Below are 11,752 nucleotides of genomic sequence, written 5' to 3' on the forward strand. Positions count from 1 at the left end.
TCTCTCAGTTCTCGGGGAAGCCGAGGTTGAGGCCGCCGTGGCTCGGGTCGAGCCAGCGCTGCGTGATCGCCTTCTCGCGGGTGAAGAAGTCGAAGCCTGCGGCGCCGTAGGCCTTCGAGGAGCCGAAGAGCGACTGCTTCCAGCCGCCGAACGAGTGGTAGGCGACGGGCACGGGGATCGGCACGTTGATGCCGACCATGCCGACCTGGATCTCGTTCTGGAACTTGCGGGCGGCGCCGCCGTCGTTCGTGAAGATCGCGGTGCCGTTGCCGAAGACGCCCGTGTTGATGAGCTCGACGCCCTCCTCGAACGACTGGATGCGCACGACCGAGAGCACCGGTCCGAAGATCTCCTCCTGGTAGGCCTTCGACGAGGTCGGCACGTTGTCGAGCAGCGTCGGGCCGAGCCAGAAGCCGTCGGCGTCGCCGTCGACCTCGATGCCGCGGCCGTCGATGACGACCTTCGCGCCGTCGGCCTCGGCGATGTCGATGTAGCCGGCGACCTTGTCGCGGTGCTGGCCGGTGATGAGCGGGCCCATGTCGGTGCCGCGGCGGCCGTCGCCGATGCGCAGCGTCGCGACGCGCTCCTGCACCTTCTCGATGAGCGCGTCGGCGACCGAGTCGATCGCGAGCACGACCGAGACGGCCATGCAGCGCTCGCCCGCCGAGCCGAAGCCGGCGTTGACGGCCGCGTCGGCGACGAGGTCGAGGTCGGCGTCGGGGAGCACGAGCATGTGGTTCTTCGCGCCGCCGAGCGCCTGCACGCGCTTGCCGTGCTTCGCCGCGGTCTCGTAGATGTACTGCGCGATCGGCGTCGAGCCGACGAACGAGAGCGCCTGCACCTCGGGCGCGGTCAGCAGCCCGTCGACGGCGACCTTGTCGCCGTGCAGCACGTTGAAGACGCCGTCGGGGAGGCCCGCCTCCTGCAGCAGCTCCGCCATCCACATCGCGGCCGACGGGTCCTTCTCCGAGGGCTTCAACACGACGGTGTTGCCCGCCGCGATCGCGACCGGGAAGAACCACAGCGGCACCATCGCGGGGAAGTTGAACGGGCTGATGATGCCCACGACGCCGAGCGGCTGCTTGACCGAGAAGACGTCGACGCCGGTCGAGACGTTCTCCGAGAACGCGCCCTTCAGCAGGTTCGGGAACGCGGTCGCGAGCTCGACGACCTCGAGCCCGCGCGCGATCTCGCCGCCCGCATCCGAGAGCACCTTGCCGTGCTCGCTCGTGATGATCTCGGCGAGCTCGTCGCGGCGCTCGTTGAGCAGCTCGCGGAAGCGGAACATGATCGCCTGCTTGCGGGCGATCGACAGGTCGCGCCAGGCCGGGAAGGCGGCCTGGGCGGCGTCGATCGCGGCGCGCACGTCGGCGTCGTCGGCGAGCGCGACGTGCTTCGTCACGACACCGCGTGCCGGGTCGTAGACGGGCGCGGTGCGGCCGCTGCCCGACTCGTGGGCGGCGCCGGCGATCCAGTGGTGGATGACGGCGGTCTCGGTGGACTGCTCGGTGATGGTCATGGATGCTCCTGGTTGCGGTTGGTCTGTGGGGTGGGGCTTCGACACGGTCTGCGCGCTTCGCGCGCGGACCGGCTCAGCCAGCGGTTGTGATCACTCGTAGATCGCGGCGTACAGCTGCTCGATCTCCTCGGCCGTCGGCACGCGCGGGTTGTTGTTCGGCGAGCCGGAGGCGAGCGCCTGCTGCGCCATGACGGGCACACGCTCGTCCCACTCGGCGCGGTCGATGCCGCGCGTCGCGGGCGTCGGCACCTCGACCTCGCGGGCGAGGGTGCGCAGCTCCTGCACGAGCGCGTCGGCCGCGTCGGCGTCGGAGTCGGTCTCGGAGGCGACCCCGAGCGTGCGCGCGCACGTCGCGTAGCGCTCGACCGCGTGCTCGACCGAGAAGGCGGTGATCTCGGCGAAGAGCATCGCGTTGGCCATGCCGTGCGCGATGTGGAAGTGCGCGCCGAGCGGCCGGCTCATGCCGTGCACGAGCGCGACGGACGCGTTTGAGAAGGCCATGCCGGCGAGCGTCGCCGCGGTCATCATCTCCTCGCGCGCCTCGCGGTCGCCGCCGTCGCGGTAGGCGCGGCGCAGGTAGCGGCCGATGCGCGAGATCGCGGCGAGCGCGTAGGTGTCGGAGATCGGGTTGGCCTTGCGGCTCACGTATGCCTCGATCGCGTGCGTGAGCGCGTCGATGCCGGTGTCGGCGGTGAGGCGCGGTGGCATCGAGACGGTGAGCTCGAAGTCGACGACCGCGGCCTTCGGCAGGTAGCCGGGCCCCGCGCACAGCATCTTCTCGTTCGTCTCGCTGTCGGTGATGATCGTGAACTGCGTCACCTCCGAGCCCGTGCCGGCCGTCGTGGGCACCGCGATGACCGGCAGCGCCGGGCCGACGAACTGGAACGGAGCCTTGAGCTCGCGCATGTGGCAGCCCCGCACCGCGAGCACCGAGAGCGCCTTCGCGGTGTCGATCGGGCTGCCGCCGCCGAGCGCGACGATGCTGTCGGCCTCGTGCGCGCGGATCGCCTCCAGCCCGTTCTCGAGCGAGTCGGTCGTCGGGTCGGGGATCGTGCCGTCGTAGACCGACGCCTGCAGGCCCGCCGCCGTGAGCGCATCCGACACCCTCGCTGCCACGCCCGTCGAGACGAGGAAGCCGTCGGTCACGACGATCGGCCGCTCCGCCCCGAGGGTCTTGAGCAGCTCGCCGATGCTGTCGACGCTGCCCGCGCCGAATCGGAGGATGGGAGGGGTGTTGATGTCGATGCTCACCGGTTTGCACGCCTTCGTGGTCGAACCCGTCAGAGGGTGTGGATGGGTCCAGCATCGCCTGGCACGGATGCAGGCGTCAACGACCAAGGGCGCAGGCGCGACTGCAGAAGTGCAGGGCGGCGGGCACAATGGATGCGTGGATGCCGAGAACCTGAGATTCCTGCTCGAGGTCGCACGGACCGGGCGCCTGCGAGACGCCGCGGCGCGCCTGGAGGTCGACGAGACGACGGTGTCGCGCCGCATCAGCCGGCTCGAGCAGGAGCTCGGCGTGCGCATGTTCGACCGCACGCCACAGGGCTGGCGCGTCACAGACCCGGCGAGGCTGATCCTGCCGCACGCGGAGGCGGTCGAGTCGAGCGTCGCGCGTGCGCTCGAGGCGGTCGTCTCGCGCCCGGGGGAGCTGAGCGGCACGGCACGACTGCTCGCGCCCGACGGCTTCGGCGCCAACGTGCTCGTGCCGGGACTGCGGCCGCTGCTCGACGCGCACCCCGGCCTGTCGCTCGAGGTCATCACCGCGACGAGCCACGACCTCATCACGGCGCGAGACTTCGACGTCGCGGTGACGCTCGAGAAGCCCTCGCCGCGCGCGGCGGCGGTGCGGCACCTCGCCGACTACGAGCTGCGCGCCTATGCCTCGCGCGACTACCTCGAGCGGCACGGCACCCCGCGCTCGGTCGACGAGCTGCGACGCGACCACGGCCTCATCTGGTACGTCGAGGCGCTGCTCGACGTGGCGCCGCTGCGGATCCTCGACGAGCTGCTGCCGCGCGGCCACGCCCGCCTGCAGACGAACAACATCACCGGCCAGCACAGCGCCGCTCGCGCGGGCCTCGGTGTCGCGATCCTGCCGACCTACATCGGCGGCGCCGACCCGGAGCTCGTCGGCGTGCTGCCCGAGGCGCTCAGCATCAGCCGCACGTACTGGCTCGTCGTGCCGCGCGACCTGACCGAGCTGCTGCGCGTGCGCGTGATCACGGATGCGATCCGGGCGCTCGTCGCGGAGCACCCGCACCTGAGAGCCGCAGCCGAGTGATCGCGTGCTTGCCTCCAGCGGTGTTCAGTCCTGGGTGAGCGCGGCCAAGAACGGTCGATTGAGGAAGGCCTTCGTGCGACCTGACGGAATCTCGGTCAGCAGGCCGCTATCGCTGAGGCGGCGGAGCCAGTTCGAAGCCGTCTGTCGTGAGACGCCGCACGCCGCCACCACATCGCGGATGGTGACGTACGCATTGCGGAAGAGCGCGTCCACGAACTTCGTGCTGACGCCGCTCGGCAGGATCCGATCCACCTCTTCCGCGACCCTCGTGAACGCTTCACGGACTCGGGCAGCTCTGTCGAGCGACCAGCGCGCGCCGTCGCGCACTGCGAGCAGCATGAACTCGAGCCACGGCTCCCAAGCGTCCTCCGCCGTGACCGCGAGCAGCCGTTCGTAGTACTCGCTGCGACGGGTGTTGATGATGCCGGAGAGATAGACGACGGGCTGCTCGATCAGGCCGTTCTCGATGAGCAGCAACTGGTTCAGGATGCGGCCGGTGCGACCGTTGCCGTCGTGGAAGGGGTGGATCGCTTCGAACTGGTAGTGCCCGAGTGCCATCCGGGTCAGCGGGTCGACCGCTGGGTCGTGCACGTATGCAGCCCATTCGTCGAGCAGCGACGCGATCCGCTCGTGCCCCTCCGGGGGCGTGTACACGCGTGTGCCGTCCGGGCGCCCGATGTAGACCCCGCCTCCTCGCCGGAGCTGCACCGAGTGCCCCATGAGCTCGTCGGCGACCAGGACCGCAAGAGCGGGTGACACCGGGCGCGAACGCAGGGCGTCTGTACCAGCGATCAGAGCGCTCCGGGCTCGCATCGCCTCCGTCGTCGCCGGGGTCGGCGTCCCGACACCAGCGGCTTCTCGCAGCAGCTCGTCGCTGGTCGTGACGATGTTCTCGATGGCTGACGACGCCTGGGCTTCGAGGATCGGTACGACCGCCGCGAGCACGCCGGGATCCGGCATCGAGCGGGCCGCCTCGTCGGCGCGACCCAGGGCGCTGGCGGCCTCGAGCAAGAGCGTGCCGGGTGGCTGCAGCCGTCGGGGCCGTAGGGGCAAGCTGTTGTAGGCCTCGCGGGGATCCCACGGTGACATGGTTGCTTCCTTCACACGACACGTCGACGTGTTAACCGAACGCGGGATAACTTAACACGTTTGCGGGAGGGTCGCGGTGCGTAAGGGATCGGGACGCGCCCGCGCTCTCCTCAGCGGATGCGGTTGCGCAGCGTCTCGACGCCTCCGAGCTCCGTCTCGAGCAGCTGGTCAGGCTGCAGGTGCCGCGGCGGATGCATGCCATGGCCGACGCCGCCGGGCGGGCCGGTCGCGATGGCCTGGCGGGGGCGCAGCCGCACGATGCTCGAGCAGAATGCGATGAGGTCGGCGACGCTGAAGACGTCGTCTGGTGACGTGCGCGATGCCGCTCCGGCGAGCGGCGCCGCGGCAGACGCAGAAGGGCCGCCCGGCGAACCGGGCGGCCCCACTGTTGTGATGGTGACTCAGCGCACCGACGGCACCGACGCATCCGCCTGCACCGGCATCAGCCGGCGCAGCTGCGTGACGTGACGGGGCTCGAGCTCCTCGAGCGACGAGACGCCGAGCAGCGCCATGGTGCGCGCGATCTCCGAGCGGAGGATCGCGATCGTGCGGTCGACGCCCTGGCGGCCGCCGGCCATGAGGCCGTAGAGGTAGGCGCGGCCGATGAGCGTGAACTTCGCGCCGAGCGCGACGGACGCGACGATGTCGGCGCCGTTCATGATGCCCGTGTCGATCATGACCGTCGCGTCCTTGCCGACCTCGCGCACGACCTGCGGCAGCAGGTGGAACGGCACGGGGGCGCGGTCGAGCTGGCGGCCGCCGTGGTTCGACAGGATGATGCCGTCGACGCCGAGGTCGATGAGCTTCACCGCGTCAGGCACGTTCTGCACGCCCTTCACGACGAGCTTGCCGGGCCACATGCTGCGGATGACGTCCAGATCCTCGTACGAGATGGTCGGGTCCATCGCCGAGTTCAGCAGCTCGCCGACCGTGCCGCCCGTCGTCGAGAGCGACGCGAACTCGAGCTTCGGCGTCGTGAGGAAGTCGAACCACCACCACGGGCGCGGGATCGCGTTCGCGATCGTCTTGATCGACAGCTGCGGCGGGATCGAGAAGCCGTTGCGGGTGTCGCGCAGCCGCGCGCCGGCGATCGGGGTGTCGACCGTGAACATGAGGGTGTCGAAGCCCGCCGCGGCCGCGCGCTCGACGAGGCCGTAGGAGATCTCGCGCTGGCGCATGACGTAGAGCTGGAACCAGTTGCGACCGTGCGGGTTCGTCGCCTTGACGTCCTCGATCGTCGTCGTGCCGAGCGTCGAGAGCGTGAAGGGGATGCCCGCGGCAGCCGCGGCGCCGGCGCCCGCCGTCTCGCCCTCGGTCTGCATGAGGCGCGTGAAGCCCGTCGGGGCGATGCCGAACGGCATCGCGCTCGGGCCGCCGAGCACCTCGGTCGACATGTCGACCCGCTCTGCCGGTCGCAGGATGTCGGGGTGGAACTCGACGTCCTCGAACGCCTGCCGCGCGCGGGCGAGCGAGACCTCGCCGTCGGCTGCGCCGTCGGTGTAGTCGAACGCGGCCGCGGGCGTGCGGCGCTTCGCGATCGAGCGCAGGTCGTCGATCGTGAGCGCGGCGTTGAGGCGCCGGCGGCGCGCGTCGAAGTCGGGCTTCTTGAACTGCATGAGCTCCATGAGCTCGAGCGGCTTGGGCAGTTGGCGCTTCACCATGGTGTGCCTCCTGGTTCCTTCTGGGATGAGTGGATGCGTCGGGTCGCTCAGCGAGCGACGGTCTCGGCGGCGACGTCGAAGTCGGTCGGCTCGCGGTGCGCGACGTGCTTGATGAAGAACGAGGCGATCACCGAGAGACCGGCGCACACGGCGACGTAGGCCGCGATCGGCCACCACTGGCCGCCGCTCGCCTCGAGCAGCCACGCGGCGATGAGCGGCGCGGTGCCGCCGAAGATCGCGGCGCCCACCTGGTAGCCGAGCGTCGCGCCGGTGTAGCGCACCTCCGGGCTGAAGCTCTCGGCGATGAGCGTGCCGAGGATCGCGTTGACGCTGCCCCACAGGATGCCGAACGCGACGATCGTCGCGGCGAAGACCGCCCACGTCTCGCCGATGTTGAGCACCCAGTAGTAGGGCACGACGAGCACGATCGTGGTGATCGCCGAGAAGCGGTAGAGCACCGGTCGGCCGACCTTGTCGGAGAGGTGGCCGAAGAACGGCATCCAGATCGTCGCGACGAGCGCGGCCGCGGCGACCGCGAGCAGCACGGTGTTCTGCCGCACGTCGAGGATGTTCGTCGCGTAGGCGATCACGTAGGTGCCGAAGATGTAGAACGGGCCGGTCTCGGCGGCCTTCGCGCCGATCGAGACGAGCACGGCGCGCCAGTGCTTCGTCAGCACCTCCTTGATCGGCAGGCGCAGTCGGGCGCCGGTCTCGCGGATGCGCTTGAACTCGGGCGTCTCGTCGAGGCCGTTGCGGATCCACAGGCCGATGAAGACGAGCACGATCGAGCCGACGAACGGCACGCGCCAGCCCCACGAGAGGAACTGGTCCTCGGGCAGGAGCGTCAGGAGCGCGACGACGGCCGAGGCGAGCAGCAGGCCGAGCGAGATGCCCATCTGCGGCACCGCGCCGTAGAGGCCGCGCCGGTGCTTCGGCGCGTACTCGTAGGCGAGCAGCAGCGCGCCGCCCCACTCGCCGCCGATGCCGATGCCCTGCAGGATGCGGAACAGCAGCAGCAGGATTGGCGCCGCGATGCCGATCGCGGCGTAGTCGGGCAGCAGGCCGATCGCGACCGTGCCGCCGCCCATGAGCATGAGCGTCAGGAAGAGCGTCTTCTTGCGGCCGATGCGGTCGCCGATGTGGGCGAAGACGATGCCGCCGACGGGGCGGAAGAAGAAGGTGAGCGAGAACGACGCGTAGGCGAGCATCGTCGACAGGAACGGGTCGTCGGTCGGGAAGAACGTCTTGTTGAAGACGAGCGCCGCGACGGTGCCGTAGACGAGGAAGTCGAACCACTCGATGACGGAGCCCGAGAGGCTGCCGATGAGGACGCGGTAGTTGAGGCGCTCCTGGGGAGCTGCCGTGGTCGTGCTGGACAAGAGTTCTCTCCCTCGAGAAGGTGCACGGAGTGTGGTCGAACCATGTGGTCGAACCACAGTGACAGTAGGGGAGCGGCGTCGCGGCCGTCAAGCGAGCGGATGCGTCGGCACGCGCGCCGCGCGGATCACGCGTCGGGCGTCGGCGCGCTCTGCGAGGTCTCGCGGTAGTAGCCGCGGATGTGTGCCTGGATGTGCTCGGCGGCGCCGTCGCGATCGTTTGCCCGCAGTCGCTCGAGGATCCCGCGGTGCTCGTTCCGCAGCCGCACGGCGGTCGCCTCCCAGTCGGGGAGGGCCTCGGCGCGCTCCCGCGTGTGGTCCGCGATCGAGGTGCGGAGCGCATCCATCAGCGTCGACAGCAGCGGGTTGTGCGCGGCGCGCGCGATCGTGACGTGGAACTCGGCGTCGAGCTCGAGGAAGTCGGGCACCGCGAGCTCGGGATCGTCCATGCCGTCGAGCAGCGCCTCGGCGGCGGCGAGGTCGCGATCGCCGAGCTCGGCGTGCTCGGCGCTCCACGTCTCGAGCAGCAGCCGCGCCTCGTAGATGTGCCGGTGCTCGACATGCCGGGTCGCGAGCTGCATGCTGAGCGCGAGCGCGAGCGCCTGCTCGGGCGCGGCGGTGAGGATCGTGCCGGAGCGCGGGCCGGAGCCGGTCGACGTGCGGATGGTGCCGAGCGCCTCCAGCACGCGCAGCGCCTCGCGCAGCGATCCGCGCGAGATGCCGAGCGCCTCGGCGAGCGCGCGCTCGCCCGGCAGGTGGTCGCCGATCGTGAGTCTGCCGCTCTGCAGCTCCTCGGTCACCCACGCCATCACGCGCTCGTGCGTCTTCATCGCTCCCGAGTATCCCAGCGGCTCGACCGGTCCTGCTGCGCATGCACCTGCTACAGTATGCTCATGAAATCGGAGCGGCTGCAGGTGCTGATCGAGACCGAGCAGCGGGTGCGGCTCGAGCAGCGGGCGGCCGACCGCGGCGTCTCGGTGGCTGCCCTGGTCAGGGACGCGATCGACCTGGTGTACCCGCCGCACGGCGATCGCCGCGCGGCCGCGGCTGCCGACATCCTCGCGGCCGAGCCCATGGCCGTCGGCGACCCGGCGGCGCTCCGCGCAGAGCTCGACGAGCTGCGGGGCGGCGCGTGATCCTGCTCGACACGAGCGTGCTCGTCTACGCCGTCGGCGCAGAGCATCCGCTGCGCGAGCCGTGCCGTGCCGTCATCGCCGCCGTCGGCGACGGCACGCTCGCGGCCACGACGACGGTGGAGGTGCTGCAGGAGTTCGCTCATGTGCGTGCTCGGCGGCGCGGGCGCGACGACGCCGCGGCGCTGACCGAGCGCTACGCGACCGCCTTGGCACCGCTGATCAGCGTCGACGCAGACGATCTCTCGGCCGGGCTGCGCCTCTTCCGGGAGCACGAGCCGCTCGGAGCCTTCGATGCCGTGCTCGCGGCCGTTGCTCAGCGCCGCGACCACGTGCGAGCGCTCGTCTCCGCGGATCGCGGCTTCGCGAGCATCCCGGGCCTGGTGCACCTCGACCCGGGCGCGAGCGGCTTCCGCGCCGCGGCCGGCATCGGCTGAAGCGCGCCGGGAGCGCATCCCGCGGCTCGCGGGCTCGTCGCGTGCGCGTCACCGGCCTCCGCCAGAATGGACGTCATGGGGGCTCGACGATGACCACGGTCAGCGCCGCGCTGCGCCTGCAGCGGCTCGTCGCCGACGACCCCGCGCTCGCGCTGCTGCGCGCCGAGCACGCGCCGATCATCGTCGCGCTCCTCTCGCGGCTGCTCGGCGGCGAGGTGCGCCGCCGCCCGGCCGAGGAGTTCATCGACCTCGTCGACGCCGACCTCGATGCGCTGCGACCGCACTTCGAGCTGCCGCAGACCGGCAAGGCCTACGCGGCGGCGTGGCGCGCGGCGGGCTGGCTCGTGCGGCGGCCCGCAGCCGAGGCGCGCGCCGAGACCGTCGAGCTCTCGCCGGCGGCGCTGCGGGCGATCCGCGTCTTCGAGCAGCTCGAGCAGCCGCGGGCGACCGCCACGGAGTCGCGGCTCATGACCATCCGCGACCAGGTGCAGCGCCTCGCGATCGAGACCGACCCCGACGGAGCGCGCCGGCGCGAGGCGCTCGAGCGCGAGCGCGCCGCGATCGACGCGCAGATCCGAGCGATCGGTGAGGGGCGCTTCGAGCCGCTCGATGCGGCGCGCACGAAGGAGCGGGTCGCCGAGATCCTGCGGCTCGCCGAGGACGTGCCCTCCGACTTTCAGCGCGTGCGATTCCGCTTCGACGAGCTGAACCACGAGCTCATGGCGAGCCTCCTCGACGCCGACGAGTCGCAGCGCACCGTGCTCGAAGACATCTTCCGTGGCGTCGACCTCATCGAGCAGACCGACGAGGGGCTCACGTTCGCCGCGTTCTCGGCCCTCGTGCTCGATGCCGAGCGCAGCGAGGCCTTCGAGGCCGACATCGCGAGCCTGCTCGAGCGCGACCTCGGCGACGCGATGTCGATGTCCGAGCGCCGGTTCCTGCGCACCTTCCTCCGCGAGCTCAAGCTCCACAGCCACGAGATCCACGGCGTGCTCGCCGAGTTCGCCCGCGGCTTGCGCCGCTACGTGCAGTCGCAGGACTTCCAGCGCGACCGCGCGCTCCAGCGCTCCATCCGCGCCGCGCTCGCGACCGCGCTGCGAGCGGCCGAGCACGTCAAGCCGTTCCACGCGAGCGGCGTCGAGCTGCCGCTCACCTCCGTCGAGCTCTCGAGCATCGGCGCGCTCACCGCCCACGACCCATCCGAGTTCGCGATCGACGAGCACGTCGTCGCCCACGAGCCCGGGCTCGCGGACTACGAGCAGCTCAAGGCCCTCGCGCGCGACACCGAGATCGACTTCGAGGAGCTCACCGGCGTCGTCAACGCGCGGCTGCGGGGCGCCGAGGCGCTCACGGTCGCGCAGCTGCTCGCCGACTGGCCCGCCACGCAGGGCGTCGCGAGCGTCGTCGGCCTCATGACGCTCGCGATGCAGCACGGCAGCGTCTCGGGTGACGAGACCGAGACGCTCGTCTGGCCCGGCGTCGACGGCACGACCCGCAGCGCCGTGGTGCGCAGCCACCGCTTCGTCGAGAGGATCCCGACATGACCGATCCGCACGCGGCAGCGCTCGAGCACGCCGCTCCCGACGAGGAGAGGGCGGATGCGTCGACCGGCTCGAGCGCGCTCTGGCCGGGGGATTCGGGCCGGCTGCGCGAGGACTCGCGGCGCGCGCTGCTCGAGCTCATCCAGGGCCCCTACCTCTCATCCTCCAACCGCGGCCGGCTGTGGGTCGCGCTGCTCGCCGACGCCGACGAGATCCGCTCGCGGCTGCACGAGCTCTTCCTCGAGCTCGTGATCGACCGGAACGACGAGATCGCGTTCGTGCGCCCGGTCGACGCGGGCGAGCGCCCGGTGCCGCTCGCGGTGCGCTCGCGCGCGCTGACGTTCATGGACACGCTCATGCTGCTCGTGCTGCGCCAGCACCTGCTCGCCGCTCGCGGCGAGCGGCGCGTGTTCGTCGATCGCAGCGACGTCTTCGAGCAGCTCGCGCCCTACCGGGTCGCGCGCGACGAGGCCGACTTCGAGCGCCGCATGAACGCATCCTGGACCAAGCTCATGAACAAGCTCGGCCTCATCCACCGCGCGGGCAGCGACGAGCGAGTCGAGATCTCGCCCGCGCTGCGGCTCATCTTCGACGACGACCGCGTCCAGTCGCTGCGCCGCGAGTACGAGCGCGTGCTCGAGCGCGGCGGCGATGCGGCGCTCGACCTGGACGCCACCATCGACGCCGACGACCGGGAGCCGACGCCGTGACG

Annotated in this window: 12 protein-coding genes; 5 read left to right on the plus strand and 7 right to left on the minus strand. The window is 71.1% G+C overall.

Features of this window, described 5'->3' with window-relative positions; all coding sequences use genetic code 11:
* Window positions 1–4 precede the first annotated feature (4 nt).
* Together H508_RS0104025 and H508_RS0104030 are read right to left on the minus strand one after the other, a co-directional pair.
* A complete protein-coding gene (locus H508_RS0104025) occupies window positions 5–1,519 on the minus strand; it encodes a CoA-acylating methylmalonate-semialdehyde dehydrogenase (RefSeq protein WP_026373120.1) in 1,515 nt (504 codons plus the stop codon).
* A 90-nt stretch (window positions 1,520–1,609) separates the two neighbouring features.
* Complete coding sequence (locus H508_RS0104030; RefSeq protein WP_026373121.1) at window positions 1,610–2,770, minus strand: iron-containing alcohol dehydrogenase; 1,161 nt, start codon at window positions 2,768–2,770, stop codon at window positions 1,610–1,612.
* Window positions 2,771–2,906: 136 nt separating this feature from the next.
* Here H508_RS0104030 and H508_RS0104035 point away from each other — a divergent pair, with 136 nt between their 5' ends.
* The gene (locus H508_RS0104035) at window positions 2,907–3,803 is read left to right on the plus strand and encodes a LysR family transcriptional regulator (protein ID WP_035253757.1); all 897 of its coding nucleotides are present in this window, start codon (window positions 2,907–2,909) and stop codon (window positions 3,801–3,803) included.
* A 24-nt stretch (window positions 3,804–3,827) separates the two neighbouring features.
* On the opposite strand, the gene H508_RS0104040 is transcribed toward H508_RS0104035, so the two are convergent.
* The 5 genes from H508_RS0104040 to H508_RS0104060 all read right to left on the minus strand — a co-directional run bounded on the left by H508_RS0104040 (window position 3,828) and on the right by H508_RS0104060 (window position 8,759).
* Window positions 3,828–4,892, minus strand: coding sequence for a Fic family protein (locus H508_RS0104040; protein WP_035253759.1), 1,065 nt, complete (start codon window positions 4,890–4,892; stop codon window positions 3,828–3,830).
* 110 nt (window positions 4,893–5,002) lie between these two features.
* Window positions 5,003–5,278 (minus strand): fumarylacetoacetate hydrolase family protein, encoded by a 276-nt coding sequence (locus tag H508_RS17910; protein ID WP_026373124.1) that lies wholly within the window; start codon window positions 5,276–5,278, stop codon window positions 5,003–5,005.
* Window positions 5,279–5,293: 15 nt separating this feature from the next.
* Entirely contained in the window at window positions 5,294–6,553 is a 1,260-nt protein-coding gene (locus tag H508_RS0104050) for an alpha-hydroxy acid oxidase (RefSeq protein ID WP_026373125.1), read from the minus strand.
* Window positions 6,554–6,600: 47 nt separating this feature from the next.
* On the minus strand, window positions 6,601–7,932 hold the full coding sequence (locus tag H508_RS0104055) for an MFS transporter (RefSeq protein WP_026373126.1): 1,332 nt from the start codon (window positions 7,930–7,932) through the stop codon (window positions 6,601–6,603).
* A 125-nt stretch (window positions 7,933–8,057) separates the two neighbouring features.
* Window positions 8,058–8,759, minus strand: coding sequence for a FadR/GntR family transcriptional regulator (locus H508_RS0104060; protein ID WP_026373127.1), 702 nt, complete (start codon window positions 8,757–8,759; stop codon window positions 8,058–8,060).
* Window positions 8,760–8,822: 63 nt separating this feature from the next.
* Here H508_RS0104060 and H508_RS0104065 point away from each other — a divergent pair, with 63 nt between their 5' ends.
* The 4 genes from H508_RS0104065 to H508_RS14430 all read left to right on the plus strand — a co-directional run bounded on the left by H508_RS0104065 (window position 8,823) and on the right by H508_RS14430 (window position 11,750).
* Window positions 8,823–9,065: a hypothetical protein gene (locus tag H508_RS0104065; protein ID WP_021065117.1), complete on the plus strand. Its 243-nt coding sequence runs from the start codon at window positions 8,823–8,825 to the stop codon at window positions 9,063–9,065.
* Window positions 9,062–9,499: a type II toxin-antitoxin system VapC family toxin gene (locus H508_RS0104070; RefSeq protein ID WP_026373128.1), complete on the plus strand. Its 438-nt coding sequence runs from the start codon at window positions 9,062–9,064 to the stop codon at window positions 9,497–9,499. The genes H508_RS0104065 and H508_RS0104070 overlap by 4 nt, the downstream gene beginning before the upstream one ends.
* An 89-nt stretch (window positions 9,500–9,588) precedes the next feature.
* Window positions 9,589–11,043: a DUF3375 domain-containing protein gene (locus H508_RS0104075; RefSeq protein WP_026373129.1), complete on the plus strand. Its 1,455-nt coding sequence runs from the start codon at window positions 9,589–9,591 to the stop codon at window positions 11,041–11,043.
* Window positions 11,040–11,750: a DUF4194 domain-containing protein gene (locus tag H508_RS14430; protein WP_051222645.1), complete on the plus strand. Its 711-nt coding sequence runs from the start codon at window positions 11,040–11,042 to the stop codon at window positions 11,748–11,750. The genes H508_RS0104075 and H508_RS14430 overlap by 4 nt, the downstream gene beginning before the upstream one ends.
* Window positions 11,751–11,752 lie beyond the last annotated feature (2 nt).

This window comes from Agrococcus lahaulensis DSM 17612 (assembly GCF_000425105.1).
Classification (GTDB): Bacteria; Actinomycetota; Actinomycetes; order Actinomycetales; family Microbacteriaceae; genus Agrococcus; species Agrococcus lahaulensis.

Coding starts and splice junctions, on each gene's coding strand:
- H508_RS0104025 (WP_026373120.1), bottom strand. CDS start 1,519: ATGACCATCACCGAGCAGTCCACCGAGACCGCCGTCATCCACCACTGG.
- H508_RS0104040 (WP_035253759.1), bottom strand. CDS start 4,892: ATGTCACCGTGGGATCCCCGCGAGGCCTACAACAGCTTGCCCCTACGG.
- H508_RS0104050 (WP_026373125.1), bottom strand. CDS start 6,553: ATGGTGAAGCGCCAACTGCCCAAGCCGCTCGAGCTCATGGAGCTCATG.
- H508_RS0104060 (WP_026373127.1), bottom strand. CDS start 8,759: ATGAAGACGCACGAGCGCGTGATGGCGTGGGTGACCGAGGAGCTGCAG.
- H508_RS0104065 (WP_021065117.1), top strand. CDS start 8,823: ATGAAATCGGAGCGGCTGCAGGTGCTGATCGAGACCGAGCAGCGGGTG.
- H508_RS0104075 (WP_026373129.1), top strand. CDS start 9,589: ATGACCACGGTCAGCGCCGCGCTGCGCCTGCAGCGGCTCGTCGCCGAC.
- H508_RS14430 (WP_051222645.1), top strand. CDS start 11,040: ATGACCGATCCGCACGCGGCAGCGCTCGAGCACGCCGCTCCCGACGAG.